At 50.6% G+C, this 26,343-nt stretch carries 22 protein-coding genes; 6 read left to right on the top strand and 16 right to left on the bottom strand.

What is annotated here, in order from left to right; translation table 11 throughout:
- The first annotated feature begins 75 nt into the window (after positions 1-75).
- The gene (locus ACTJJS_RS27295; RefSeq protein WP_440666598.1) at positions 76-477 is read left to right on the top strand and encodes a VOC family protein; all 402 of its coding nucleotides are present in this window, start codon (positions 76-78) and stop codon (positions 475-477) included.
- Positions 478-594: 117 nt separating this feature from the next.
- Here the strand turns inward: ACTJJS_RS27295 and ACTJJS_RS27290 are convergent, their stop codons facing one another.
- Positions 595-1,575 (bottom strand): GlxA family transcriptional regulator, encoded by a 981-nt coding sequence (locus ACTJJS_RS27290; RefSeq protein WP_168874181.1) that lies wholly within the window; start codon positions 1,573-1,575, stop codon positions 595-597.
- A 232-nt stretch (positions 1,576-1,807) separates the two neighbouring features.
- Here ACTJJS_RS27290 and ACTJJS_RS27285 point away from each other — a divergent pair, with 232 nt between their 5' ends.
- Both ACTJJS_RS27285 and ACTJJS_RS27280 read left to right on the top strand, forming a co-directional pair.
- Entirely contained in the window at positions 1,808-2,791 is a 984-nt protein-coding gene (locus ACTJJS_RS27285) for an ABC transporter ATP-binding protein (protein WP_440666596.1), read from the top strand.
- A 244-nt stretch (positions 2,792-3,035) separates the two neighbouring features.
- A complete protein-coding gene (locus tag ACTJJS_RS27280; protein WP_440666594.1) occupies positions 3,036-5,222 on the top strand; it encodes an ATP-binding protein in 2,187 nt (728 codons plus the stop codon).
- 165 nt (positions 5,223-5,387) lie between these two features.
- On the opposite strand, the gene pafA is transcribed toward ACTJJS_RS27280, so the two are convergent.
- The 7 genes from pafA to ACTJJS_RS27245 form a co-directional block, all read right to left on the bottom strand.
- Complete coding sequence (gene pafA, locus ACTJJS_RS27275) at positions 5,388-7,031, bottom strand: alkaline phosphatase PafA (protein WP_440666592.1); 1,644 nt, start codon at positions 7,029-7,031, stop codon at positions 5,388-5,390.
- Positions 7,032-7,163: 132 nt separating this feature from the next.
- Positions 7,164-8,741 carry a RagB/SusD family nutrient uptake outer membrane protein gene (locus ACTJJS_RS27270; protein ID WP_440666590.1) on the bottom strand — a complete coding sequence of 526 codons (1,578 nt, stop codon included), beginning with the start codon at positions 8,739-8,741 and terminating at the stop codon, positions 7,164-7,166.
- Between the two features lie 21 nt (positions 8,742-8,762).
- Positions 8,763-11,831 carry a SusC/RagA family TonB-linked outer membrane protein gene (locus tag ACTJJS_RS27265; RefSeq protein WP_440666588.1) on the bottom strand — a complete coding sequence of 1,023 codons (3,069 nt, stop codon included), beginning with the start codon at positions 11,829-11,831 and terminating at the stop codon, positions 8,763-8,765.
- Positions 11,832-11,857: 26 nt separating this feature from the next.
- The gene (locus ACTJJS_RS27260; RefSeq protein ID WP_440666586.1) at positions 11,858-12,796 is read right to left on the bottom strand and encodes a glycerophosphodiester phosphodiesterase family protein; all 939 of its coding nucleotides are present in this window, start codon (positions 12,794-12,796) and stop codon (positions 11,858-11,860) included.
- 79 nt (positions 12,797-12,875) lie between these two features.
- Positions 12,876-13,604: an MIP/aquaporin family protein gene (locus ACTJJS_RS27255; protein WP_440666584.1), complete on the bottom strand. Its 729-nt coding sequence runs from the start codon at positions 13,602-13,604 to the stop codon at positions 12,876-12,878.
- Positions 13,605-13,642: 38 nt separating this feature from the next.
- Positions 13,643-15,136, bottom strand: a complete 1,494-nt coding sequence (gene glpK, locus ACTJJS_RS27250; protein WP_440666582.1) for a glycerol kinase GlpK — start codon at positions 15,134-15,136, stop codon at positions 13,643-13,645.
- Positions 15,137-15,196: 60 nt separating this feature from the next.
- The gene (locus ACTJJS_RS27245) at positions 15,197-16,798 is read right to left on the bottom strand and encodes a glycerol-3-phosphate dehydrogenase/oxidase (RefSeq protein ID WP_440666581.1); all 1,602 of its coding nucleotides are present in this window, start codon (positions 16,796-16,798) and stop codon (positions 15,197-15,199) included.
- Between the two features lie 306 nt (positions 16,799-17,104).
- Here ACTJJS_RS27245 and ACTJJS_RS27240 point away from each other — a divergent pair, with 306 nt between their 5' ends.
- Positions 17,105-17,875 carry a DeoR/GlpR family DNA-binding transcription regulator gene (locus ACTJJS_RS27240; RefSeq protein ID WP_317166454.1) on the top strand — a complete coding sequence of 257 codons (771 nt, stop codon included), beginning with the start codon at positions 17,105-17,107 and terminating at the stop codon, positions 17,873-17,875.
- 55 nt (positions 17,876-17,930) lie between these two features.
- Positions 17,931-18,383: a YhcH/YjgK/YiaL family protein gene (locus ACTJJS_RS27235; RefSeq protein WP_440666580.1), complete on the top strand. Its 453-nt coding sequence runs from the start codon at positions 17,931-17,933 to the stop codon at positions 18,381-18,383.
- Between the two features lie 111 nt (positions 18,384-18,494).
- On the opposite strand, the gene ACTJJS_RS27230 is transcribed toward ACTJJS_RS27235, so the two are convergent.
- Positions 18,495-18,893 carry a DUF2809 domain-containing protein gene (locus ACTJJS_RS27230; protein ID WP_168874170.1) on the bottom strand — a complete coding sequence of 133 codons (399 nt, stop codon included), beginning with the start codon at positions 18,891-18,893 and terminating at the stop codon, positions 18,495-18,497.
- A gap of 79 nt (positions 18,894-18,972) precedes the next feature.
- Here ACTJJS_RS27230 and ACTJJS_RS27225 point away from each other — a divergent pair, with 79 nt between their 5' ends.
- Positions 18,973-19,629 carry a YiiX family permuted papain-like enzyme gene (locus ACTJJS_RS27225; RefSeq protein WP_440666579.1) on the top strand — a complete coding sequence of 219 codons (657 nt, stop codon included), beginning with the start codon at positions 18,973-18,975 and terminating at the stop codon, positions 19,627-19,629.
- A 39-nt stretch (positions 19,630-19,668) separates the two neighbouring features.
- On the opposite strand, the gene ACTJJS_RS27220 is transcribed toward ACTJJS_RS27225, so the two are convergent.
- From ACTJJS_RS27220 to ACTJJS_RS27190, 7 genes are all read right to left on the bottom strand, one after another.
- Positions 19,669-20,697, bottom strand: a complete 1,029-nt coding sequence (locus ACTJJS_RS27220; protein ID WP_168874168.1) for an MlaD family protein — start codon at positions 20,695-20,697, stop codon at positions 19,669-19,671.
- 3 nt (positions 20,698-20,700) lie between these two features.
- Entirely contained in the window at positions 20,701-21,474 is a 774-nt protein-coding gene (locus ACTJJS_RS27215; protein ID WP_247655064.1) for an ABC transporter ATP-binding protein, read from the bottom strand.
- 1 nt (position 21,475) lies between these two features.
- On the bottom strand, positions 21,476-22,270 hold the full coding sequence (locus tag ACTJJS_RS27210; RefSeq protein ID WP_168874167.1) for an MlaE family ABC transporter permease: 795 nt from the start codon (positions 22,268-22,270) through the stop codon (positions 21,476-21,478).
- Positions 22,271-22,519: 249 nt separating this feature from the next.
- Entirely contained in the window at positions 22,520-23,005 is a 486-nt protein-coding gene (locus ACTJJS_RS27205; protein WP_440666576.1) for a GNAT family N-acetyltransferase, read from the bottom strand.
- Between the two features lie 287 nt (positions 23,006-23,292).
- Positions 23,293-23,784, bottom strand: a complete 492-nt coding sequence (locus ACTJJS_RS27200) for a MarR family winged helix-turn-helix transcriptional regulator (protein ID WP_440666574.1) — start codon at positions 23,782-23,784, stop codon at positions 23,293-23,295.
- A gap of 23 nt (positions 23,785-23,807) precedes the next feature.
- Positions 23,808-24,581 carry a hypothetical protein gene (locus tag ACTJJS_RS27195; protein WP_440666572.1) on the bottom strand — a complete coding sequence of 258 codons (774 nt, stop codon included), beginning with the start codon at positions 24,579-24,581 and terminating at the stop codon, positions 23,808-23,810.
- A gap of 97 nt (positions 24,582-24,678) precedes the next feature.
- The gene (locus ACTJJS_RS27190; protein WP_440666571.1) at positions 24,679-26,325 is read right to left on the bottom strand and encodes a glycoside hydrolase family 28 protein; all 1,647 of its coding nucleotides are present in this window, start codon (positions 26,323-26,325) and stop codon (positions 24,679-24,681) included.
- Positions 26,326-26,343 lie beyond the last annotated feature (18 nt).

Here is a 26,343-nt window from a genome sequence, read left to right as displayed (position 1 = left end):
TTGTCGTTTTTGGACGCTATCGCACGCAGGAAAACGATATAAGTTTGCATCAACATCAAACAAAAAAATCCAATTATGGCGACAGCTATCTTCGTTAATCTGCCGGTTAAAGACCTTCAGAAAAGCATTCAGTTTTTTACGCAGCTGGGATACAGCTTCAATCCTCAGTTTACAGATGATAAAGCCGCGTGTATGGTGATTTCTGATACCATCTATGCGATGCTGCTGGTTGAACCGTTCTTTAAGACCTTCACCAATAATGAGATCTGTGACACCAGTACCCATACAGAATGTCTCAATTGCCTTTCTGCCAGCAGCAGGGAGGAGGTTGATACCATTGTGGCCAAAGCCGTAGCAGCCGGCGCTACAGCGCCCAGAGCGCCGCAGGACCACGGATTTATGTATGGCCACGGTTTCCGTGACCTCGATGGTCATTTCTGGGAATATATGTTTATGGAACCAATCCCCGCGAATTAATTACGAATTACAAATTACGAATTACGAATTAAAGGCTTCCTTATGGAGAGGATACTAAGTAAACTTCCCATAAAAGAGCCCTTAATTCGTAATTCGTAATTTGTAATTCGTAATTGCTTATTCTACTTCTATTTCTTTGTTGTACCGGTTCCGGTATTGTACCGGCGACATACCGGTTATCTTTTTGAAGGTGATCCGGAAAGCCTTGGGATCTGTATAACCCACATTGTACATCACTTCGTTGACATTTTCGCGGGATGACTCAAGGCTTTTTTTGGCAGCCTCTATTTTCACCCGCTGGATGTACTCGACCACTGTATTGGAAGTGGCTTTCTTAAACCGCCGCTCCAGGTTCCTCCGGCCAAGCGTGAACATATAAGCCAGCTGGTCTACCGTGATCTTTTCCGTGAAATTTTTCTCAATGAATTCCTGCGCTTTGCGGATAGGTTCGTCTTCATGGTCTTTCTGGCCACGGAACACCATAAACGGCGATTGGCTGTCACGCTGAATGTCTATCTGGAAAGCTTTGGAGCAGAAAACAGCTATCTGCCGGTCGCAATATTTTTCTATCAGGTAGAGAATGAGATTGAGGTAGGAAAAAGCACCACCGCTGGAATATATGCCATATTCGTCGGTGAGGATTTTATCTTCCACCAGATCTACCTGCGGGTACATTCTTCTGAAATCATTGGCGGCCATCCAATGGGTGGCACACCGGCGGCCGTTGACCAGGCCGGTGGCAGCCAGGAGGAAAGCGCCTACACAAAGACTGCCCACTTCGGCGCCGCCTTTGTACTGTTGCACGATCCAGGGAAGGAACTCCCTGTTCTGCTCAATGATTTTCGGCATATCACCATCCAATGCCGGAATAATGATAAGGTCTGTTTTGGGGATGTCTTTGATAGTGGCATCCGCATAAACAGTGTACATACCCCCGCATGCGGGTACTTCTCGGGTCAGCCCTACCAGCTGTACCTTAAACATAGGGGAGTCGCCATTGTTTTTCAACATCTTGTTTACCTCGGTAAACACCTGACGGGGCCCTTCAATGCTGCCTAGTACGGCTCCCTTGGGAACCAGGATAGATATGTGTTTCATATGGTAAAGGTAAATGGGGTGTTTGTCGGGATCAACCCCTGCGTTTGGCGGAAATACACCCCCTGGGGATGATATATTAACTATTTTCTTTACGCGGACAGAACCCCCTGCCAGCAAGGATTGGATTGGTTAAATGACTGTCATGGGGTTGTATTTTACCATTTTCTGTTATATTTGCCCGATTGAAAGGTCTTTCGACCGGGCATTTCCGGGTAACAGACAAACAGGACATATGAGCTTTTTAACGGTCTCCAACATCAGTAAAAATCAACTGGGTGTTCCGGTAGTGAAGGATATCAGCTTCACAGTGGAAAAATTTCAGAAAGTGGCTATCGCCGGGGAAACAGGCTCCGGTAAGAGCACACTGCTGAAAATGATCGGCGGGTTTGCGCAGCCCGATGCCGGTAAGGTGTCTTTTGAAGACGTGAGGGTAGAAGGGCCGCTGGAAGTATTGATTCCCGGACAACCCGGTATCGCTTATCTCTCGCAGCATTTCGAATTGCGTAACAACTATCGCGTGGAGGAAATCCTGTCTTACAACAACAAGCTCACAGAAGAATCGGCTACAGAGTTATATGAGCTGTGCCAGATCTCCCATTTGCTGAAAAGGAAAACAGACCAGTTGTCCGGCGGCGAAAAACAAAGGATCGCACTGGCCAGGCTGCTGGTCACAGCGCCGCGGCTCTTACTGCTGGACGAACCGTTTTCCAACCTGGACCTTATCCATAAAAACAAACTGAAAGAAGTCATCCACGATATCTCCGAAAACCTGGACATCACCTGCATGCTCATTTCACACGATCCGCTGGACATCCTGTCCTGGGCGGACGAAGTGCTGATCATGAAAGACGGTGAAATTGTCCAGCAAGGCACGCCCCGCGAGGTATATGGCCGGCCGGTCAACGAATACGTGGCTGGTCTGCTGGGCGCCTATAATCTTTTCAGTCCTGCGAAGGCAAAGAAATTCGCGGGTTTGCCGGGTGTGGAAACCAACAACAAAAATCTGTTCCTTCGCCCTGAAAGCCTTATGCTGGTACCGGAAAGCGAACTGGCTCTGAAAGGCAAGGTCAAACAAGTGCGTTTCTATGGCAGCTTTTACGAGACGGTTGTTACACTTGCTAAAGACACGGTCCTGATTAGGACCGCCAAATCTGAGGTGAAAAAAGGAGATACGGTGTTTCTCTCCATTCACCCGGACGAAGTCTGGTATCTCTGATCCCGACAAGATAAAAGAACGTAAAAGGCTGCCGGTGTTAAATACCGGTAGCCTTGACTGTTAATTCCGAATTTTTCTTTACCTTCCCCTTTATAGCAGCTGAAAGCGCTGACCATATCCTGAATCATCCGTTTTTCTCGTATCATTTTAATCGTATTGTTTTAATCGTATCAGTAACCATCAGTACTGTAAAACCCTCCTGTACTGTATCGTCTTGTATATTCATAACCAACTATACGTTAACATGCGTCGATCACTTAAAATATTCTTCGTTGTTTTGTTCCTGGCCGCCTTTGCCATTGGCGTGCTGTTTATTTTCGGATACGATGTTCACCAGCGCAGCGCAGGGAAACTGCTGGCGTCGGCAGATACCCTGTCCCGTGATAACCCCGGCATACACCTTATGGACAATGCGTTGTTGACCCTCAGCCGCGCGGAAAATAATTTCCGCATGTTCACCATCACCTACAAAAGGAACTATCTGCAACAGTTTTCCGTTCAGTTGGGAGAAGTCTTGTCGTCGGTAGACATGGTAGCGGGCATGCTGGCCAAAGCCCCTGGCCATCAGCAGTTCGATGGACTGGTGGCTAAAAAAACCGAAGTCTCTGAACGGATAGCCCAGATGAAAAAAGCAACGGACTCCATGTTGTCTACCTCTCTTACGGACGACCGTATCGATAAGCTGCTGAGCAGTATCCCCAGTTATAAGGTCACCCAGATCAAGAAAGACGAGGTGACCATGGATACTGTCAGCAATGTGCAGGCGCAACCGGAGAAAAAGAAAGGGTTCTTTAAAAGACTGGGCAACGCTTTCTCCAACAAAAACAAGGGAGATACGGTAAAAGCGCAGATGGCCGTGCTGGTGAAAACCAAAAGCGGAAAGGTCATCGACAAAGAGACCTATGATGCCCAGCGTATGAAAGATATTATCACGGACGTCAACGGATATTATAAAAAAATCCTGCGCACACAGCTGTCCAACCGCCTCAAAATAGACGCCGACGAACAGTCGCTGGCCGGTACCAATATCTCCATGCTGGGAGAACTGGACACGCTGATTGTGGCGCTAAGGGAAAACGCCGCCACGGCCCTGGCGCAACAGAAACAACAGGCCAAACAAAGCGTGTATGCCGATGCCAGTACCATGCGCAACATCGCGGTATGGGGATTTATTTCCCTGGTGCTGGCAGTCGCCACTGCACTGGGAACATATTGGCTGCTGCGCAAAAAAGAATTGCAGCTGGAAGCCAGCGAAGAGGCAGCACGGGAGCAGGCCCGCGTGCGGACGGAATTCCTGGCTAATATGAGCCATGAAATACGGACACCACTGAACGCAGTGGTAGGCTTCAGTGAACAACTGGCATACTCCGAACTGTCCGCCAATCAGCGCGATCTGCTACGTTCCGTGGAAACATCCGCTGACATGCTGATGCAGGTGGTCAACGACGTGCTGGACTTCTCCAAGCTGGAAAAAGAATACATTTCCATCCTGCACGAGCCTTTCTCCCTGTATGATACTTTTGAGGACGTGATCAATACCACCCGTATTCTGGCGGTACAAAAGAACCTGGAGTTCACCGCTGATTTTATGGGAGAACGGCACCGCGAAGTAATGGGCGATGGCTTCCGGCTGAAACAGATCCTGCTCAACCTGATCAGCAACGCTGTTAAATACACGCCCAGCGGCAGTGTAACGGTGACGGGCACACTGGAAACACAATCCGATACCCATGGCCTGTTCACCTTTGCCGTGAAAGATACGGGTGAAGGTATTAGCAAAGAAGCACAGGCCAGTCTGTTTGAACGTTTTTATCAGGCGGCACCGGCCCGGGTGACCGTCAAAGGCACCGGCCTGGGCCTGGCTATCACTAAGAAGCTGGTGGAAATGCACGGAGGTACGATCTCCTTTACCAGCGAGCCGGGACAAGGGTCAGAATTTATCTGCCGGATACCGTATGAACTGTCCACCGGCACCAGCCATGAAGCGGTGACCACCACGGAAACGGAACAACCGGTAGGAGCGTTTATGGAAGGACGTTATGTCTTAGTGGCCGAAGACCAGGAGATGAACCTGTTATTGATGAAGATGATGCTGACCCGCTGGAAATGCCGTTTTGATATGGCGCGTGACGGAGAAACAGCTGTGCGCATGTTGAGCCAGCAGCGCTACGATCTCGTGCTGCTCGATCTGCACATGCCTAAACTCAGCGGCCTGGAAGTGGTGGAGCGGATACGGAAGGATGCAGATCCGCAGAAGGCGGCGGTGGTAGTGTTGGCGCTTACTGCGGATATCACGGAACAGGACGTACGCGATTTCAAACGTGCCGGCTTCAACGACTGGCTGATGAAACCTTTCCGGGAAATGGACATCTATCGCGTGATCCGCAGGAACCTGCGGCTTGGCGAGAAAGTATCACCGGAGCAAAACTAAATCCGCTGTACATCAGAGTCAATTCATATCTCAATAAAATAAAAATCCGTGTTGTCTGTCTGGAAGGAAACAGTTTATATTTTGCAATATCAACTGTTTCCTTCCAGACAGACAACACGGAAATATGTCAATCCCCAATTGTGGCCCAGGGCTTCAGCCCTGGGACTATTTTCGGTTAATAACGCTTTCAATCGGGCGGCCTACGCAGCCGTTCGGCATTTGCACATGCAGCATGGCAGCCAGTGTGGCGGCGATGTCTGTCATATGCGTGATTTCGTTGCTGGCGCCATGTTGAACATGCCATCCCATGAATACGAGCGGGATGTGAATGTCATACATGTTCCAGTTGCCATGGGTAGTGCCTTTCTCGAAGCCCTGGTACCATCCTGGTTCAGGGATGATCATCACGGAGCCGGTGCGTTTAGGATTATAGCCATTGGCGATCATGCTTTTGATCGGCTGTGGTATGGGGCTATCGCCCAGGTTATCGATATCTGCGGCGAACTGTATACCTGGCTGACGCTGGAGGAATTTTACGGTCTCTTTTTTGATGGCGTCGTAGTCCAGTTTATTGGCTTCTATTTTATTGACGTCGTAGTTCACATGATAGTTCATGCCGGAGCGTACGAGGCCTTTTACGCCGAAACGTGCAGCCAGCAGGCTGTCTAGGCTGGCCATCATCGGTTTGTCTTTTACAAAGCCGGCCGGCACATTGTATTCGTTCATAAAGCCTACAGAGTGGGCGGCGCCGTGGTCTGCGGTAAGGAATACGAGGTAGTTGCCTTTACCTACCTTTTTGTCGAGATAGCTGAAGAAGCCGGCCAGGTCTTTATCGAGACGGAGGTAGGTGTCTTCCACTTCAATAGAGTTAGGGCCGTATTGGTGGCCTACATAGTCAGTAGAAGCGCAGTTGATGGTGAGGAAGTCGGTGGCTTCACCGTTGCCGAGGTTGTATCCGTCAACGGCTGCCATCGCGAATTCCAGCGTGAGGGTGTTGCCGGAAGGCGTGGTGCGCAGGCTGCCCGGATTTTTTTTGTAGATCTCTTTCATGTTGTGCGGGAACACGGGTGCTTTCTCGCCGCTGAAGGTGCCTTCCCACGATACATTGTCTGTGCTGCTCTGCACGTAGCTGTTGATAGGGTACAGCGGCTCCCAGGGTTTGGACATGAGCTGCTCCGGCAGTTTGCGGGCATTGAAACGTTTTACCCATTCCGGCAGGTCTTTCATGTAGTATGTGCTGGTGATAAAGCTGCCGTTGGCATCATCAAACCAGAAAGCGCCGCTGGGTGTATGTCCGGCGGGTAGTATGGAAGCGCGGTCTTTCAGCGACGCGCCCACTACTTTGGAACGGAAGTTAGTGGCGAAACGCAGTTCATCGGTGATGGTGGATGCCAGCAGGTTGCGTGGCGACATCTGTCCGGCTTTGGAGGTGCTGCCTACGGATTGTGCCACGGTGTCTTCGGTGCAATACCATTTTCTGCCGGTCAGCTGATCGGTCCAGTCATTGCCGGTAATGCCATGGATGGCAGGTACTGACCCGGTATATACGGTGCTGTGCCCTACAGCGGTAAAGGACGGGAGATGGCTGATGGTGGTGTTCTCACAAGAGAAACCTTCATTCAGCATTCTTTTGAAGCCGCCGGATTCATAACGATCAGCATAACGGTACAGGTAATCCCAACGCATCTGGTCCACTACAATTCCCACTACTAGTTTGGGCCTTTCCGGTGCTTGTGCCATTGCCGATGGTCCCAGCCCTATGGCTAAGGAGCCCATCATCAGCAGGGCGGAGAGTTTTAGTCTGGTCATATTTTTTTAGATTTCTATATAGCTGTAAATAGTTAGCGGTCCTGGTCCCTCAGGCCAGAACCGCTAAGTTTATTCCGTTTCCGCAATTATGCTGCTTTTTTTTGTATGAACGGACAAATAGCTGGATGAATACTAGTATCCCGGATTCTGCTCCAGATTAGGGTTCAGGTCCTTTTCTCCCTGCGGGATAGGCCACCAGTAGTCACGTTTGGGGTTGAAGGTCCTTTTTTCCAGCACCTTGCCGGCGAAGTCATAGATCTCAGTGTTCAGCTCCGTCTCGGCTGTCTTCCAGCGACGGATATCGCTGTAATACAATCCTTCACCTGCAAATTCCACGCGTCTTTCATGACGTATTTCGCGGCGCATGTCATCTTTGGAAAGGCCCGGATTGAAACGCGGCATGCCCACCCGGTCGCGGAGCTGGTTCAACGCTGCGTATACGGTTGCATCGGGGCCCGCCGCTTCGTTTTGCGCTTCGGCATACATCATCAGGATGTCAGCATAACGCAGCACAATGAAGTTGATTTCTGACTGGCCGCCTTTCAGGTCTTTATCTGCCTGTGCGGGGGCCAGCGTGTCATACACGCTGAATTTTTTAACGCCATAACCGGTAATCGCAAAGCGGCTGGAGTCTACTTTCTTGCCCTGGTACATGTCGGTTGGGAAAGTGATGGTGCCCTGCAGGCGTGGATCACGGTTCAGATAAGGCTTCGTGGCATCGTAGCCGGAAGCGGGATCTGTGATCGGCAATCCATTCTTCATATAGTAAGTTTGTGCAAGGCCCAGCAGCGGCGCGTTGGAGTTATACTGTGAGCAGATCAGGTCGAAAGAGTTGCCCTGGTTAGGGAACATGTATTGCACGTCGAAAATAACTTCCTTGTTGTTTTCGTTGGCTTTGAGGAACAGGTTGCGGTAATTGGCAAACAATCCGTACCCGGTGCCGCCCAGGTCCATGACTGCTTTGGCGGCGGCAGCTGCGGCGGCCCATTTGGCTGCGTCGTTGCCCGGGTTCAGCAGAGGGCTGGCTTCGTACAATAATACCCTTGCCTTCAGCGCCATGGCAGCGCCTTTGGTAGCCCTGCCCTTATCAGTGGCGCCGTAGGTGAGTGGTAAAACAGCTGCTGCGTCGTCAAGGTCTTTGATCACCTGTGCGATCACTTCTTCGCGTTTGTTGCGTGGCAGTTTGCTTTGGGTGTTCATATCCGGAGGGTCCAGGATCAGCGGCACGCCACCATAGTAGTTTTGTATGGTGAAGTAGTAAAAACCACGCAGGAAGAGCGCCTGGCCTTTCATGATTTTTTTCTGGGCTTCGTCCATGCCGGGCACTTCGTCCACTTTCTTCAGGAAAGTATTGCAACGGCCGATGCCGCCGTAGCAGTCGGCATAACGGGAACTGATAATACCACCGCTGCTGGGCATTTGCTGGCCGGAAGCGATGGAGTTGTATGCCATTCCGTTGGTTTTATAGTATGCATTGGGTGACATTGTCTCTTCCCAGAGGGCCGTGGCGTTGTTAGAGCCTTTACCGCCGTAGATGCCGTCATTGCGTAACACGGAATAACAGCCGGTCAGCGCTGCATTGGCGGCTTCCGGAGTTCTCCAGAAAGTCTCATCTGTATATTTATCGTGCGGTTGTGTATCCAGCAGGCTTTTGTTGCAGGCTGACGCCAGCAGGCCCATGGCTACTATCGCTATATGTATCTTTTTCATTTGGATCATGATTGAATAAGATTAGAAGGTTACGTTCAGTCCACCGTTAAAAGTCTTCAGCATCGGGTAACGATACAGGTTGCTCTGGTCCAGAACAGCTTCCGGATCGAAGTCTTTGTAACGGGAGAACGTCAGCAGGTTTTCTCCATTCACAAATACATTCACTTTGCTGATTTTTACTTTAGACAACCATCTGTCAGGCAGGGAATAACCCAGCTGGAGGTTACGCATTCTTACATAAGAGTTGTTTCTCAGCCAGAAATCGGAGCCCCGGAAGTTATCTACGCCATTGGTGCCGGTAGTGACAATAGGCAGGCGCGCATTGGTATTGGTCGGCGTCCAGGCGTCTGTTAACCATTCTTTGGTGGCATTGGCGCCATTTACGAAAGGTAAGGCCAGGTTACCCACAGGGTAGGCTTTAACACCGGCAATACCCTGGAAGGAGGCGCTCAGGGAGATACCTTTATAGCCCAGGTTGAAGCCAAAACCGAATGTCCATTTGGGCACTGAAGAAGAAGCATCTAACGCTACACGGTCGTCGCCGTTGATCACGCCATCGCCATTGATATCTTTGTACTTAATGTAACCGGCTTTGGTTTTTCCGCTCTGGAAGGCGCTTTTAGCTACTTCTTCGTCGGACTGGAAGATGCCGTCAGACAATAATACATAGTAAGCGTCTATCGGGTAACCTGCCTGTGTAATGGTGTTCCCACTGTAGATTTTTTCGCCTCTCAGGTCTACCACCTCGTTTTTGTTGTACGACGCATTACCGTACACACTATAGTCGAGGTTGCCGATATTATTTTTGTATTGCAGCACCAGCTCAATACCGGTGTTGTCTACACGGCCTACGTTTCTTTTAGGCCCGGCCAGGTTGCCTACCTGTGAAGGAAGCGCCACTGCCCGCAAAATGCCATCAGTGATTTTTTTATACACATCAACGGTAACGGCTAAACGGCTTTTGAACAGGTTGACGTCCACACCGGCGTTATAGGTGGTGGTAACTTCCCATTTGATCCCCGGATCTACCGCACTGGTAACGGCAGCGCCGGAGCCCAGTACAGGGGCATTGCCGCCAAAGCTGTAATCTTCACCCATGCTCACTGAAGGCGTATAGCTGTATAACGCTACTGCCTGTGTGCCCAACTGGCCTACGGAAGCGCGCAGTTTCAATACGTCAATCAGGCGGGACTGGAAGAAGGACTCTTTATCTATGCGCCATCCTGCGGAAGCGGAAGGGTAGAAGCCCCAGCGTTTTCCGGGAGCGAAACGGGAAGAACCGTCATAACGGAAAGCGGCTTCAAACAGGTACTTGCCGTCGTAGTCATAGTTGGCACGGCCAAAGTAAGACTCCAGCACATCGCGGGTGGTATTGCCGGAAGTGGCGTTCCAGTACACGCCGGCGCTTAGTGCGTCCAGTGTGCCGTCCAGATAGCCATACATGCTGGCATCAAACTGGTCCTTGTCGAAGTTGTCATAGCTGGCGCCGAGCATCACGCTCAGGTTATGTTTGGCGGCAAAAGTTTTTTTCCAGTCCAGCGTGTTGTAGAAGTGGATGTTCATGTCATTGTAATCCGTCTTGTACGAACGTGGCGCCGTGTTGGGATTATTCCAGTTGGTAGCGACATTGGTTTTAGGATCAAATGTCTGCATACGCGGCGTGAATTGGGTCAGCTGGCCATCGTACTTATCAACGCCAAATTTGATATTGTAATTGATATCAAATGGCAACTTGTATTCAGCAAAGATGGTTGCCAGAAAACGTTGTACGATCTTGGTCTGTAAGCCATTGTAGGACAACATGCGGGGATGCTCCCAGTTGTTACGGCCGGAAGTCCTCATCCAGGAATTACCATAGCGGCCATCTTCCAGCGTATCTGTCAGGATAGGCAGTGCGCGGGCGAGGTATTCCCAGGTGGAGTTATAAAAAGGCTGCGTATAATTGCGATAGTAGCCATCCAGTGTCAAGCCTGCTCTCAGCCTTTGGGTGACTTGCATGGAGGTGTTAAGGCCTACAGAATATTTTTTCTCGTGGTTACCAGGGCCGAAAAGGATACCTTCCCTGTCGAGATAACCAAGTGACAGACGGTATTGGTATTTGTCAGTGCTACCTGCCACACTCAGGTCATGTTTCTGAATAACGCCGTTTTTGAGTGCGATGTCATACCAGTTATTCGCAGGATACAAGATAGGATTTGTGGCCATGCCCTTTTCATATTCTGCGATCTGTGCGTCTGAATAATCGACTTTGGTGGTGCCTTCATTCAGGTTGGCCTGGTTTTTCAGCTTCATATAGGCGATCGGATCGTCGATGATATCGGGCAGATAGGTAGCTTTCTGTACGCCACGATAGTAGCTGTAGTTGATTTTAGATGCTCCTTTGCCTTTTTTGGTGGTCACCAGGATAACGCCGCTGGCTGCACGCGAACCGTAGATGGCCGCAGCAGCATCTTTCAGCACGGTGATCGTCTCGATATCGTTCGGATTCAGTTCATCCATGGAATACTCAATTCCGTCAACCAATACCAGCGGTTCGTTACTGCTGAGCGTACCCACGCCACGGATGCGGATCGTGCTGCGGTCTACACCAGGCTGGCTGTTGCTTAGGTTGGTGAACACCCCGGGAACGCCCTGCAACGCATTACTGGCGTTGGTCAGCGGGCGGCCTTCCTGTTGGGCCATGGATACAGTGGTAATAGCGCCGGTGAGCGTGGCTTTTTTCTGTGTGCCATAACCTACCACTACCACGTCGTTGAGCTTTTGTACATCTTCTTCCAGCGTGATATGCAGCGGGGTGGCATTGGTTACTTTGATCTCTTTGGAGAGGTAACCGATAAATGAGATTTTTAACGTAGAACCTGTAGGAGCGTTCAGTTTGAACTGTCCGTCGGCGCTGGTGCTGGCGCCTTTGGTGGTACCTGCCACCTGGATACTAACGCCGGGCAGTGGTGTGCCGCCGGCGCCGGTTATTTTACCGGTGATGCTGACATCCTGTGCATACAGGGATGTGACAGAGATAAGGATGATTCCGAGGCATAGCAATAGCATACCAGCCGGACGGAATGCCCGGAACCGTGTTCGCAATTTCATAGCTGTTTTCTTTTTTTTGGTTGATATTATTTGATCGCTTCTTCCAGCCTGTTGGGATAATCTGTAATGATACCGTCTACGCCCATGGCTTTTAATTGTTTCATTTCTGCCGGTTCCTGTACTGTCCACGGAACAATCAGCATATGTTGGTCATGACATTTTTTGATCAGCTCCGGTGTCACCAGCGGGTAAGCCGGATTGTAGAAGGTGGGTGTAAAGCCTAGCTGTTGCATGTTCTGCTCAAACGTTACGTGTTTGTCGCCGGTGAGGAAGCCCAGTCTGATATGCGGATGCGTTTTATGCAGCACCTGCAGCGGGCGCATGTCGAAGGACTGGATCAGCAGGCGATTGCCCAATGGCTTCAGTTGTTTTACGGCCATCATGATCTTCATGTATTCTTCCGGAGAGGGTTGTTCGGTGCCATCTGTTTTTTCGGAAGACTTTACTTCCAGCAGGTAGTAAACAGGAGGCAGGTGGTGTTTGTTGGTATAGTTCTCTACGGAGTCGATCATTTCACCCAACAGCGGCGCATAAGAGCGGAGGCGTTCCTGTTCGGGGAAAGCGGGATACGGTTTCTCACCGATGATAAAACGACGGACATCGGCGTAGTTCATCTGGTAGAAAATGTATTTGCTGCGTTCTGCAGCTGCGATGTCTTTGCCATCAGGCATGGTGGTGTAAGACGGGGTGAAAGAGGCGTCGTGGTATACTACCACCTGGCCGTCTTTGGTGATGTGTACATCGAATTCGATGGTGTTGGCGCCCGTCTCGATGCCTTTGTACATGGCCGGGATGGTGTTTTCCGGCATCAGTCCCCGGGTACCGCGGTGACCTACTTTAAAGAAAGCAGGCAGGTCTTTGTGCTGTAAAGCGGTGGCGGGCTTTGATGTTTTACAGGCTGTAAAAACAGTGGCGGCAGCTGCCATGGCACAGGCCATCAGCCGGACATTCATTTGTTTTTTCATTGTTGATGAATTGTTACAGGTTGTATTCATTTTTTCAAACGTGCGTTCGCATATGCATTATGGTTACTAAACGAATTTTTTATTTCAGCAGCAGGTACAGGGCTGCGGCGAGCACGCCGCCTGCCAGCGGACCGGCAACCGGTATCCAGGCATAACCCCAGTCACTATGGCCTTTGCCGTTCATCGGCAGGATGGCGTGCATGATACGGGGGCCCAGGTCTCTGGCCGGGTTGATAGCGTAACCGGTGGTGCCGCCAAGGGAAAGGCCGATGCCCCACACCAGGAAAGCTACAGGTACGGCGCCCAGGGAACCCAGTCCCACTGGCGTTTTATCGCTGCCTAGTTCTGCACCGGTAAAGTAGAAGATGGTAAAGAGCAGTACGAACGTACCGGTCACTTCGCAGATAAAGTTGCGCAGCGGTTTACGTATAGCCGGCTCCGTGCAGAAGCAGGCGCGTTGCAGGCCGTTGTCGGGCGTGGCGTCCAGGTGGTCTTTGTAGTTGTACCAGACCAGGGAAGTGCCCAGCATGGCGCCTGCCAGTTGTGCTACAACAAACATGGGCACGTCAGCCCAGTTGAATTTGCCTGCGGCGGCCAGCGCTACGGTCACAGCGGGATTGAGATGTGCGCCGCTGTATGGGCCGGCCACCACTACACCTACATATACGGCCAGCGCCCAGCCGGTGGTGATAACGATCCATCCGCCGCTGTTGCCCTTGGTTTTGTTGAGCACCACATTGGCTACTACGCCGTTGCCCAGCAGGAGCAGTAATGCAGTGCCTATAAATTCTGCTAAAATCGGAGACATAGAGATTGGTGATTTGTTGGTTTTATATTTGGTTGATATTATTGTTGTGCCCAGTGCCTGGCTGCATCTACGGCTTTATGCCAGCCGTTGATCCATGTTTCGCGCTGTTGTTGCTGCGGGTCAGGTGCAAAGGTTTTTTCCATCTGCCACTGGCTGCGGATGTCTTCCAGGTTTTGCCAGTAACCGGTGGCCAGTCCAGCTAGGTAGGCGGCTCCCAGGGCGGTGGTTTCGGTGATGCCCGGGCGTACTACTTTCGCCTGCAGGATATCGGCCTGGAACTGCATGAGCAGGTTGTTGCCGGTGGCGCCGCCATCTACGCGCAATTCTTGTATGCTGATACCGGCATCGGCTTCCATGGCTTTGAGCACGTCCATGGTCTGGTAGGCGATGCTCTCAAGCGCGGCACGGGCGATATGTGAGGCGTTGGTGCCGCGGGTCATGCCTACGAGCGTGCCACGGGCATGCTGGTCCCAGTAAGGGGCTCCCAGTCCGGCGAAGGCCGGCACCAGGTATACGCCGTCGTTCTGTGCGGCTTTAGCTGCCAGCGCCTCTACTTCGGAAGAGGAGCGGATGATGCCCAGGCCGTCGCGCAGCCATTGCACGATGGCGCCGGCGATGAAGATGCTGCCTTCGAGGGCATAGTGTGTTTCTCCATTCACTTTCCAGGCAACGGTGGTCAGCAGGTTGTTTTTGCTGAGAATAGGTTTCGGGCCGATGTTCATCAGCATAAAACAGCCGGTGCCATAGGTGTTTTTAACCATGCCCGGCTCGGTGCACATCTGGCCGAACAAGGCGGCATGCTGATCGCCAGCGATACCGGAGATAGGTATCTGTTCAGCGAAAACACCCGGAGCGGTGAGGCCGCATACTTCACTTGATTCTTTTACTTCAGGCAGCATGGAGGCGGGAATGTCCAGCAGTGCCAGCAGTTCTTCGTCCCATGTTTGCGTGTGGATGTTGAACAACATGGTACGGGAGGCGTTGGTGATATCGGTGGCATGTACGGCGCCATGGGTGAGGTTCCACACAAGCCAGGCGTCGACGGTGCCGAAAGCCAGTTTGCCCTGGGCGGCTCTTTCACGGGCGCCACTTACGTTGTCCAGTATCCATTTTACTTTGGTGCCGGAGAAATAGGCATCTATCACCAGACCGGTTTTGGTCCTGATCAGTTCTTCTTTGCCGTCGGCTTTCAGGCTGTCGCAAAAAGCAGCGGTACGACGGTCCTGCCATACGATGGCGTTGTGTACCGGTTTGCCGGTCTCACGGTCCCATACAATGGTGGTCTCCCGCTGGTTGGTAATACCGATGGCGGCGATGTTGCCACCTTCGAGGCCAACTTTGGCCATTGCTTCGGTGGCTACGCCTATCTGGCTGCTCCATATTTCAGCGGGGTCGTGTTCTACCCATCCCGGTGCGGGAAACAGCTGCGTGAATTCTTTCTGTGCTACAGAAATAATGGCTCCTGTTTTGTCAAAGATGATGGCTCGTGAGCTGGTGGTACCCTGGTCCAGCGCCATTACGTATTTGGTCATGTTTTTCTTTTTCTGCGTGGATAATATAGTTGGCTATAGTGGAATGTCTGTTACCGGGCCTTAAGCGCCGACAGGCAATTGTTCGCGTGTACGGACATTTTTCAGCAAATAGTTTTGTGCCACGGCGGCAAAGGCTTTTACCTGTTGTTGTTGCCATGCCTCGTCTTTGCCCAGTTCTGCGGCCATCAGTGCGGCCACTTCCGGCGCCATGTCGATGGCTGCCTGTGCATCGAGGAACAGCGCCCTTGTCCTCCTGGCGAGGGTGTCTTCTACGGTGCGTGCCATTTCCTGTCTCACGGCCCATATCACCTGTGCTTTGATATAGGGCAGCCGGGGGTGGAGTGTTTGGGCGAATTCCGGGCGCATGGCCGCCAGTGCCTGTAGCTGTGCGGCATCGCTGCCGTATACGTCCAGCGGGACCTGTGCCATGGGCTGTTTCTGGTATCCGTGTATACGTAATGTTTTGGTATTGCATTTGGCCGGTGTGATGTTACCCTGACGGATAGCTTCATCCACGGTGTCTTCAGCCATTTTGCGGAAGGTGGTCCATTTGCCGCCGGTGATGGTGATCAGTCCGGAGGGCGCTACAATGATTTTGTGGCTGCGGGAAATTTCCTTGGTGCTGTTGGTATCTTTCTGTGGCGCTGCCAGTGGGCGCAAGCCCGCGAATACACTGAGTACATCGGCACGTGTAGGCGTGCGCGTGAGGTATTGCGCAGCAGTGGCGAGAATGAAATCTATTTCCTGTTCCAGGGCTACCGGCTCCATGCTGTGTGATTCCAAAGGCGTATCGGTGGTGCCCAGCAATACTTTGTTGTGCCAGGGCACGGCAAAGAGTACACGGCCGTCGGATGTTTTGGGTATCATGATGGCGCTGCTGCTTTGCAAAAAAGACGAGTCTAGCACCAAGTGTACGCCCTGGCTGGGACGTACCATCGGACGGGCACCGGGATTGTCCAGTTGCAGGATCTCATCCACAAATACGCCCGTGGCGTTAATGACGGTGCGGGCAGCCAGGTGGAAGGACTCGCCGCTTTCCAGGTCGGTAGCGGTCACACCGCTGACTTTACCGTTCTCTTTCAGCAGGCCGTCAACCTTACAGTAATTGAGCAGCACCGCGCCGTTTTCTGCGGCCGTCTGTGCAATGTTCACAGCAAGACGGGCATCGTCAAACTGACCGTCGTGATATACGATGCCGCCTTTGAGACCTTCGGCCTGTATATTGGGCAACCGCTGAGTGACTTCGTTTTTACCAATGTGTTTGGACTTGCCCAGGCTTAACCGGCCGGAGAGCAGGTCATATACTTTCATACCGATAGTATAAAAAGGGCCCTGCCACCAGGAGTAATGAGGAATGATAAACTGCTGGTTATGTGCCAGGTGAGGGGCGTTGTGGAGCAATAACCCTCTTTCATATAATGCTTCCCTCACCAGTGCCACGTCGCCTTGCGCCAGGTATCTCACGCCACCGTGTACCAGTTTGGTAGCGCGACTGGATGTTCCTTTGGCAAAGTCCGCCTGTTCCAGCAGCAGGGTTTTATACCCCCTGGAAGCGGCGTCCATGGCTATCCCCAGGCCTGTGGCTCCTCCTCCTATAATGATCATGTCCCAGGTACGGGCAGACATGGGTCGCAGGCTTTTGATTGATTCCGGTCTGTTCATATAATTACGATGTTCCTTTTAATTACTTTCAAATTGTTATATTTGAGTGTAAAATAAAAGAAAATAAAACAATTCGAAAGTAAAATAGAAAAATAAACGAGAAAGTGAAATATTTTTTGGATGAAAGGGAAAATGGCTGTGAGCAATGGCGGACTTTTCAGTTTCTTCCAAATGAAACTTTCACTGGATAAAAATGTAATAATAGAAAATAGATCGAAAATGGCGGCCTTGCTTTTTCGCTCTCTTTGAATGCTTTGCGCGCGAAAAAACTTGCCAATAGGTTTTAATACGTTATTTTTATGTGATATGTCTATGATCAATATAGCTGAACGCCACAAGTTTATACTGGATAAACTGGCAGAAAAAGGATACGTAAATGTGGTCGACCTCTGCAAAGAGCTCGATGTATCGGGCGTGACTATACGTAAAGACCTGAAACTGCTGGAAGATAAAGCACTGCTGTTCCGCTCGCATGGAGGCGCCTCCATCAATAATCCTTACACCAATGATAAACCGGTGAATGAAAAGGAGAAGTTGCGCAGCGAAGAGAAAAACAATATCGGCCTGGCGGCAGCGGCGCTCATAGCACCCAACGACGCAATCATCATCGCATCGGGCACCTCCGTGCTGGCGCTGGCTAAAAATATCCATCCCAAAGGACATCTGACAGTGATCACCGGCGCGCTGAACGTAGCGCTGGAACTGATCCGCATCCCCGATGTGGAAGTGATACAACTCGGCGGCCAGCTCCGTACCAGCTCATCCTCGGTGACAGGCCCGTATGCGGAAAAAATACTGGAAGACTTCTCCTGTAGTAAACTGTTCCTGGGGGTAGACGGTATTGACCTGGAATTTGGCCTTACCACTTCCAATATCATGGAAGCGCATCTCAATCAGAAGATGATCGCTACGGTACAGAAAATCATTGTGCTGGCAGACTCCACCAAGTTCGGGAAGAGAGGTTTTGGCCGCATCTGTGGCCTGGAAGACGTGGACGAAGTGATCACCGACACCGGCATCTCCCCACACCTCGTAAAAGCCATGGAAGATATGGGCATCAAAGTAACGATCGTATAAACACTTTCGTGTTTTTAAATATCTTTACGGCTCATCTATCTTTATTTATCAGCACATGATTCTCGACACCATCACCAATGCCCATCGCTATCATTGCCTGGGCCCCGGATTTGTCAAGGCTTTTGAATACCTCGCACAAACAGATTTCCATGCACTGGAAAAAGGAAAATATGAAATAGACGGTACCAATCTCTTCGCCATTGTGAATGAATATGATACCGTAGACCCGTCAGGTGAACAAATGGAAGCGCATAAAAAATACATCGATATACAATATATCGTGAAAGGCGCTGAACTGATCGGCCATGATTTCCTGCAACAACAAACACCTTCCAAAGCATACAGCGAAACAGAAGATTACATGCTGTTCGGGGAAAAGCCGGCTTTCTTCACCCGCCTCGATCAACAACACTTTGCTATCTTCTTTCCCACAGACCTGCATATGCCCAATCTCCGGATCGACCAGCCTGCAGCTGTGAAGAAAGTAGTGATCAAATTAGCTGTTTAGAAATTTTTCGATTTCGTAAATCAGCAGAGCGAATAAACGGGAAGAGCGATGCGGGTAATTATCCGCTTCGCTCTTCCCGTTTATTATCAAACAACATCAAAAAATCGTAGATCAGGAAATCCGAAAATAGGGAAGGCGTTCCAGCAAAAGCGCTACTCCTGCTGCTATCGCCGTTCCTACAGCATAACATACGCAATCGCTCCACAAAAAGCCATGCCCCAGTAAAATACCCAGCGGCGTATTACGCAGCTTCACGGCCCATTCTGCCTGGTACAACTGCTGCACTTCAATAGCAATACATACCAGAAAACTGATCACGGAAACTTTCGCAACAGATTTCAGCGGATACAAAAAACGGATACCGAAAAAAATGCAGGTGGCGGAAAAAACATCACCGCCATAAATGCGGACAAGGGTAGGGAAGTACTGTGGGGCCCATCTGGTGGCTAATCCAAGGGGTATGTTCAACATGATCAGTACAAAATACAGCCAGCGCTTCTTTGCTTTCATGTGCTAAAAATACAACGGCTGTTATTGCTATAAAAGTTTTATCATTACAAAATAAACGATTACCATTAATCCCAAACATATGTCCAGCTTTAAAAAAATAGCATTGTTCTCCTCATTGCCACTGGCGGCGCTTATTGGCGGTGCGCTGTATCTCACCGGAATGCCGGTAAAGAAACCTGTTCAACAACCGCCGGCCGCGAAGGCTGGAGACGTGATCTTCCAGGAATCCATGTCCGATCTGAGTACGGCCATTAAACTGGCTACACATTCGAAGTACAGCCATTGCGGCATTATTCTTCCGAAAGACGGGGAGCTATATGTCTATGAAGCGCTGCAACCAGTGCGCTATACACCGCTGCAGGCATGGATTAACCGGGGGCGCAAAGGACATTATGTTATCAAGCGGCTGAAAAATGCAGACAGCGTTATCACCCAAACGACCGTGCAGAAGATGGTGGACGCAGGTAAAAAATACAACGGGAAGAACTACGATTTTTATTTCGGCTGGTCGGATGAACGGATCTATTGTTCTGAACTGGTCTGGAAGATTTATAAGGAGTCAACTGGCCTGGAACTGGGCAAGCTGGAGCAGCTGAAAGACTTTGACCTGAATAGCCCGGCGGTAAAGGAGCAGATGAAACAGATCTACGGTAACAATATCCCGATGACGGAACAGATCATCTCTCCGGTAAGCATGTTTAATTCTCCGCTACTTAAAACTGTGGAAGAAAAATAGCCCAATGGCAAAATAATAAAACGAATCAGGTGCAGGGGCTTATTGGCCCTGCACCTGGTTTAATGCTTTCTCTTTTTCGGCCTGCTCTTTTTTCTCGCGCTTGGCCTGTTTTCTGAAATATCCTCTTAACAGGAAGTTGTGTTTCAACGCTTCCATGTTCTGGTCCAGTTTGGATGAACTGGATTCCAGGTTAGTAATGATTTTCTTCAGGGCAGCAGCTGATTCCTGGTCGTGTAACAGTACGCCGGCGGGTGACTGGTCGCTGGTCAGATTTTCGCTGACAGATTCGCTGGCTTTTTTCAGGTCGGCCACCATGCCGTTGGCTTTCTGGGCGGCGGCCTCCATTTCGGTCACGGTAGAACGCAGCCTGCTGAACACCACTGTGTCGGTAATCAGGTTATTGGTCAGCGAGCCTTTGGACTGTAACTTGGCGGCATAATCAGCCAGCCTGTCTGTCAGCCGCTGGGTATTGGCCGCGGTGGTTTTCAGGTTGCTCAGCGTTGCCTGTACATTGTTGTATACAGAATCATCTTTCACCAGTTTGCCGATGGTACCTTGTCCTTCTGCAATATGTTTGGTGATGCTTTTCAGGTTACCGGTGATTTCCACCAGGTTTTCATTGTTGACCTGCAGGGTAGCCATGATATTGTCCGGGCTTAAGGCTGCTTCAGCTACGATCACATCGTTATTGTCTATGGCCGGCATGGTTTCGGTGCCGCCGGACAGGACCACGATCTTGTTGCCTACAAGGCCATCGGAGCCAACTTTGGCCTTCACGTCTTTATGGATAAACTGACGGGAGCTTCTTTCTATGTTCATGACCACTTCAATCACGTTGTGTTGTACAAACGTGATCTTTTTAACCGTCCCTACTTTCACGCCGGAATACCAGACATTGTTGCCGGGGGCGAGGCCATTGATATCATGAAACATGGCTTTAACACGGATAGAGGATACAAAAGCCTTGCGTTGTCCGCCGAGGAAGAGTATCCCTACAGTAAAAATGACCAGTCCAACAAAAATGAAGATACCTACTGTTACTGTTCGTTTGTTGCTTTCTTTAATCATAGCTTACTGTATGAAATTGTATTGATAAAAACTTTGGATGAGATCATTTTCTTTCCGGAATACGTCATCGAAGGAACCCTGTGCCACAAACTGTCCTTCCTGCATTACCGCAATGCTGTCGCCTGTTTCCTTGGCGCAGGTCAGGTCATGGGTAATGATAATGGAGCTGGTATTGAACCGGCGTTGTACTTCGTTGATGAGGTTATTGATTTCTATGCAGGTGATAGGGTCCAGGCCGGCGGTAGGCTCATCATACAGCATGATCTGTGGTTTCAGGATGAGTGTCCGCGCAATGCCGATGCGTTTACGCTGGCCTCCGGACAGTTCTGCCGGCAACTGGTTGATAGCTTGTGACAGTCCCACGGCGTCCAGTACAATGTCTACCATACGGCGTACCTGATCGTTGCTGATTTGTTTGTTGTTACGGCGCAGCGGAAAGGCCAGGTTTTCACCAACGGTCATACTATCATAGAGGGCTGCGCTCTGAAAAGAAAAACCAACCTGCATCCGTAGTTCGCGCAGGTCAGCTTCAGTGAGCGCGCTGACGTCTTTTCCCAGCACGTTGACAGTTCCGGAGTCAGGATACAGCAAGCCTACGATGATTTTGATCAGGACTGACTTACCGGTGCCGGACCGTCCGAGCACGACCACATTCTCTCCTTTGTGAACGTCTAAATTGATACCCCGCAACACATGATTTGAACCGAAGGACTTGTAAAGGTCCCTGATCGAAATCACGACGTCGTTCATGTCTATTTCCGGGTTACGTTGTTTCATCCTACCTGATTGAATTTACTACCTGAACAATGATTACTTCTTCTATAAATATCAGGAACATGGAAATCACCACCGAAGTGTTGGCGGCTTTACCTACGCCCTGTGTGCCCTGAGAGGCGTTGTATCCCTGGTAACAGCTTACAATGCCAATCGTAAAACCGTAGGCCATGGCTTTAAAGGTGGAAGCGAACAGGTCCAGGAAGGTGATGTCACTAAAGGCCTTCAGAAAAAAGAAGGTGATGCTGGTCTGTTCGTTTACATGGACATCAAGATAAGAACCCATCAGACCTACCAGGGCGGTGTAGGCCATCAGGATCGGCAAGCATACAGTAGTGGCCAGTACGCGTGTCACTACCAGGTACTTGAACGGATTGATGGCGGATACTTCCATGGCATCTATCTGTTCTGTTACCCGCATAGACCCTAATTCCGCGCCAATACTGGAACCTACCTTGCCCGCACATATCAATGCAGTCACCAGCGGGGCCAGTGCCCTGATCACGGCAATCGCTATCAGTGACGGAAGCCAGGAGGTGGCGCCAAATTCAGACAAGGATGGCCTTGATTGTTTGGTAAATACCAACCCGGTAATAAAGCCTGTTAAGCTAATGAGCGCCAGCGATTTATAGCCAACCATGTAACATTGCCGTATAAATTCCCGGGTTTCAAAGGGGAACCTGAAAAGTTCCCGGAAAAACCGGGCTACGAAAAGAAAGGTGGTATGTACGCTGATGAAAAAGCGATCAATTCCGGGTGATATGAATGGTTTTTCTGGTTGTCCGTTGCTGGAATCCATTTGCCGATTTTTAACTACATGAAACTAAATCTGAGCCCAATAATATTACAAAAAACGGTCTTTTTTGTTATTCCGGTCACAACTTAATGTACATATTTTCAGGCCGATAGCGTCTCAGGCGGGTGAAAACGGGCATTGGAGCAGGGGGAAGGGTAACGGGCAACGTTATACGTTTGGGGATTTTTTTCCGCTATTTGCCGGAAAGAAGCAGCAGACAAAACAATGGCCCCTTGTCTGCTGCTGAAAAATTTAATGGTGGTAGTGGTAAAAGACGTCGTCTACCATCATTCTGGGGAAAGCGGCAGGTAACTGGTCAATCGTCACCTGGTCAAATCCTTTTTTCTCATAAAAGCGACGGGCTGCATGAAGGAAGTTCACCGTGCCCAGGTAAATGTCCCGGATGCCGCGGGTGGCGGCGTAACTGAGCAAAGTGTCCAGCAATGCGGTGGCAATGCCATGCTCCCGGCCTCTGTATTCCTTGCGGACAAACATTTTGCGTAGGGCACCGCCGTCAGGCGCATAAGCGATCAGCGCGATGGTACCTACCAGCCTGTCGCCGTCAAAAGCTCCCCAGAAGCCACCACCGGTCTGATGGTAATACTGCTCAATGTCCAGCAGGTCCTGCTGCTGCGACAGGTTGGTCTGTACGTTGAACTCCTGTTGCTGTATCGGCAGGATCAGATTGATTACCTCTTCCGAATAATCATTGCCAATCGGTCTGTAGGAAATTGCCATGTGATTATTTTTTTCACAAAGATATGTAGTTGACTACATAAATGAAAAAAAATATAAAAAAGCCATGGCAAAGCATTTTGAAGCAGCATATACAGTATTAAGCAGGGTTGGAGAAGGGCAGTGGGCGTCAGGGGAAGGGTTCATCATACAAACATAAACACATTGCAGCCGGGCTTCATGGAAAGGCATTATCATAAGGGTTCATCACACAAACATAAACACATCGCAGTCTGGGCTTCATGGAAAGGCATTATCATAAAAACACAAACACATCGTAGCCCAGGGCTTCAGCCCTGGGACCTGCGGCGACGAATGTCCTCCGCCCGTTCGAAAAAGCTTTTCTCCCGGAAACGGGCTTCCACTTCATTGACGGCATCCATGATATTATTGGAGGTATTGGTCAGATCGGTAAGGGCTGCGGTGATCAGGTCCCAGACAGGCTTCATCTCAGTCACCAGCTGCTGGCCTTTTTCGGTAAGGCTGATCAGGCGTTTGCGGGTGTCGGTCTTGTCTTTCCTGGACCGCACCAGCTTTTTGGCTTCCAGTTCTTTCAGCAGGCTGATGGTAGAGGGATGACTATAGCCTATTTCATGCGCAATTTCCACCACACTCAGTACTTCATTGGCATGCAGGCTGTATACCACGGGAAACCATTTAGGTTCAAAGTCGATGCCATGGGCTTTATAGATCTGCTGGCCGTCTTTGCGCAGCAACTCGCCCAGGCGCTGCAGGCGCGTGGAAATTGCCAATATGCCGGATTGATCGATCGCATTAATCATACCGCGAAAATAAGCAGTCGCTTTTAAATCGCCACAGAATCTTGCTGGGTATGGAAGCGGAATGACCGGGAGCCGTCTTTCGCAGTGACGATCGTTACCTGCAAGGATTGTCCGGGCGTGGCAGGCAAAGTCTGCATACTGTAAAATGCCTGTGCGCCGATTCGGTACCACGTGTAGTCCTGGCCGTTAATCACGCCCTGCAGCCGCTCTGTTACAACGCCCCGGATAGTGGCCCTGTGGGTAATGCTTTTAAGGTAATGCCGGTATCTCCTGATCATAAAACATAAGCCGGCGCCGACTACGAGGGCAGGCGGCGTCCATCCCAGCAGTACAGCGGGCGTGCTGAAATGCTCTGGCATGCCGATCACATAAAAGAGGACGGAGAGAATAATGGCGAAGACCAGCGCTACAAGGCAGGTGTCTTTCAGCAAAGAGGAGCGGGCGGCCGTCAGTATCGGCTGTTCCTGTGATACTTCCGGATGCGCTTCGTACAACACATCGGGCAGCAGCCAGGTATCCGCACCGCAACGCACAGTTTCCAGCCGCACCGGCTGATGTACCAGTCCGGCTGCCTGCGTCAACTGCGGTAAGGCAGCAGTGCCCTGCATGCACAACAACGGGAAGGCCTGTACGAATTGGCCGTCTTCAAAATAATAACGAAGGGTATGGTTTTCGGCGAGTTCCAGCCTCACCAGGTGCCCGCTACAGACAGTTTTTTCATACGTGCCAGGGATAATCTCCAGTTCTTTCAGCAGTTGAGCGTCGGCAGCAGACAACGGAACTTGTTTCTGTTGCATCTGTTCATTGGAAGCGTTAGGTGGACAAATAGGATTTACGCATTTCTAATAACAACAAAATACGTAAAAATATTATGATAAATGTCAGCACCCTGTGTTATTTTATTTGCACTGCTGACAGGCTGCCCTGTAATGCTTGCTGCGCTTTACGATGATCGCCACCCTCTATGATAATGTTGTCACTCCGATCTCCTTCAACCTGTAAAAATGTACGGGAGGCAGACAACAACCTGGTGGCTGTGCACAATACATCCCGGCTGTTAATGAACCGCAGCGCGGTCGCATCAGGATGTCCCTGTATGCTCAACGCGTGGACGGCTGCGTCGGAAACGTTATCCAATACCAGGGCAGGACGCAGGTCCGCTTCCCGGTAAGTAAGCCGTACATTTTGCAACGTGAGCCCCTTTACATTGCGCGCATACAGCCCATAGGCGCTGGCGCCGGCGGGAGCGCTGCCCCATACCCCGAAGTATTCAACGGAAACGGCCGGTACCTCCTTGGCCGCCATGGCAGCCGTGCCTCCACCGGCGGCGGTTATCTGTACGTCGGTAAAACTGATGTTTTCCAGATAGCTGTTGCCCACGCCGTTAAGGGTGATACAGCTGTATTGCTCTCCTTCAAAAGGTTTTACATCAAATGGAATATCCGGATGGTTCACCGGTTTAGTGACCAGCGATGCCCGGATGTTGTTGAACGAAATGTTACGGACAAACGTATCGTTGTAGTTGCCTGCATTAAAACCGATGCCTATAGGTCCGGTGACATTCTCCATTACAATGTTGCTGAAAAGCAGGTTCTCTATTTTTGATTTGCTTGCGCCAATCTTGATGGGGCATCCATAGGTATCGTAAATAATACAATTGGATACCGTGATGTTTTTTGCTTCGCCACTGCCAAAGCGGAAGACCGACCATCGGGTGCTGAACGTGCAGTTGGTGATGGTGACAAACTGGTTGCTGCCAAAGAGTGCGCAGCCATCATCCTGGCAGGCCACGTCACAGTCTGAGATATGGATATGTTGACTGCTGTTAAAATGGAACCCGTCATTGTTACGGTTAACGCGGTTGTATATACGAACACCGCGGATGTTCACTTCCCGGCATTCCAGGATGCGGAAGCAGTGATAGGCGCTACGGGTGAAGAATGCATCTTTTATGCCTATGTGGCGGCAGTGATAAAAAATCACCAGGTGCGGCCGGTCAAAATTTCCGCCTTTCTGCCCGCCCGGACCGGTACCATCTCCTCTGCCATTGTTGAAGTGAATGCCGTCTCCATCAATAGTGCCGCTGCCTTCTATACACACGTTTTCGGCATTGGCGGCAAAGAGGAATACAACATTGCCGTTGCCGGGCGGTATGGCGGCTGGCGCCTGATAGTCTTCCCTGCGGGGACTTCCCAGGATACGCCCGCCAACGGCCAGATGCAGCGTTACATTACTTTTAAGTTCCAGGGTGCCGCACAGATAATCACCCACAGGTACCAGTACCGTACCGCCCCGCTGTTGATGGCATTCGTCAACGGCACGTTGAATAGCTGCGGTGTCATTGGTCTGACCATCGCCACGGGCGCCATACCGCCTGATATCGTAGATGCCAGGCTGATTTTCTTTCGCCGGTGCTGATGCCCCAAGGACCATGGAGGGAAGGGCGCAGGCGCCGGCAGTTGCCAGGGCAGGCATGGAAATTTTTTGAAGCCAGGCACGGCGACTCAGGCCGGAGGCTTCTCCGGTAGGGTAGTTCATCATAATCGTGGTTTTATGCAA

This window comes from Chitinophaga sp. 22308 (assembly GCF_052045305.1).
In the GTDB taxonomy this organism is placed as follows: Bacteria; Bacteroidota; Bacteroidia; order Chitinophagales; family Chitinophagaceae; genus Chitinophaga; species Chitinophaga varians_A.
This window is presented reverse-complemented; position numbering and strand designations above follow the sequence as displayed.

Coding starts and splice junctions, on each gene's coding strand:
- ACTJJS_RS27190 (WP_440666571.1), bottom strand. CDS start 26,325: ATGATGAACTACCCTACCGGAGAAGCCTCCGGCCTGAGTCGCCGTGCC.
- ACTJJS_RS27230 (WP_168874170.1), bottom strand. CDS start 18,893: ATGAAAGCAAAGAAGCGCTGGCTGTATTTTGTACTGATCATGTTGAAC.
- ACTJJS_RS27285 (WP_440666596.1), top strand. CDS start 1,808: ATGAGCTTTTTAACGGTCTCCAACATCAGTAAAAATCAACTGGGTGTT.
- ACTJJS_RS27235 (WP_440666580.1), top strand. CDS start 17,931: ATGATTCTCGACACCATCACCAATGCCCATCGCTATCATTGCCTGGGC.
- ACTJJS_RS27195 (WP_440666572.1), bottom strand. CDS start 24,581: ATGCAACAGAAACAAGTTCCGTTGTCTGCTGCCGACGCTCAACTGCTG.
- ACTJJS_RS27245 (WP_440666581.1), bottom strand. CDS start 16,798: ATGAACAGACCGGAATCAATCAAAAGCCTGCGACCCATGTCTGCCCGT.
- ACTJJS_RS27220 (WP_168874168.1), bottom strand. CDS start 20,697: ATGATTAAAGAAAGCAACAAACGAACAGTAACAGTAGGTATCTTCATT.
- ACTJJS_RS27265 (WP_440666588.1), bottom strand. CDS start 11,831: ATGAAATTGCGAACACGGTTCCGGGCATTCCGTCCGGCTGGTATGCTA.
- ACTJJS_RS27215 (WP_247655064.1), bottom strand. CDS start 21,474: ATGAAACAACGTAACCCGGAAATAGACATGAACGACGTCGTGATTTCG.
- ACTJJS_RS27255 (WP_440666584.1), bottom strand. CDS start 13,604: ATGTCTCCGATTTTAGCAGAATTTATAGGCACTGCATTACTGCTCCTG.
- ACTJJS_RS27280 (WP_440666594.1), top strand. CDS start 3,036: ATGCGTCGATCACTTAAAATATTCTTCGTTGTTTTGTTCCTGGCCGCC.
- ACTJJS_RS27295 (WP_440666598.1), top strand. CDS start 76: ATGGCGACAGCTATCTTCGTTAATCTGCCGGTTAAAGACCTTCAGAAA.
- glpK (WP_440666582.1), bottom strand. CDS start 15,136: ATGACCAAATACGTAATGGCGCTGGACCAGGGTACCACCAGCTCACGA.
- ACTJJS_RS27260 (WP_440666586.1), bottom strand. CDS start 12,796: ATGAAAAAACAAATGAATGTCCGGCTGATGGCCTGTGCCATGGCAGCT.
- ACTJJS_RS27210 (WP_168874167.1), bottom strand. CDS start 22,270: ATGGATTCCAGCAACGGACAACCAGAAAAACCATTCATATCACCCGGA.
- ACTJJS_RS27205 (WP_440666576.1), bottom strand. CDS start 23,005: ATGGCAATTTCCTACAGACCGATTGGCAATGATTATTCGGAAGAGGTA.
- pafA (WP_440666592.1), bottom strand. CDS start 7,031: ATGACCAGACTAAAACTCTCCGCCCTGCTGATGATGGGCTCCTTAGCC.
- ACTJJS_RS27270 (WP_440666590.1), bottom strand. CDS start 8,741: ATGAAAAAGATACATATAGCGATAGTAGCCATGGGCCTGCTGGCGTCA.
- ACTJJS_RS27240 (WP_317166454.1), top strand. CDS start 17,105: ATGTCTATGATCAATATAGCTGAACGCCACAAGTTTATACTGGATAAA.
- ACTJJS_RS27290 (WP_168874181.1), bottom strand. CDS start 1,575: ATGAAACACATATCTATCCTGGTTCCCAAGGGAGCCGTACTAGGCAGC.
- ACTJJS_RS27200 (WP_440666574.1), bottom strand. CDS start 23,784: ATGATTAATGCGATCGATCAATCCGGCATATTGGCAATTTCCACGCGC.
- ACTJJS_RS27225 (WP_440666579.1), top strand. CDS start 18,973: ATGTCCAGCTTTAAAAAAATAGCATTGTTCTCCTCATTGCCACTGGCG.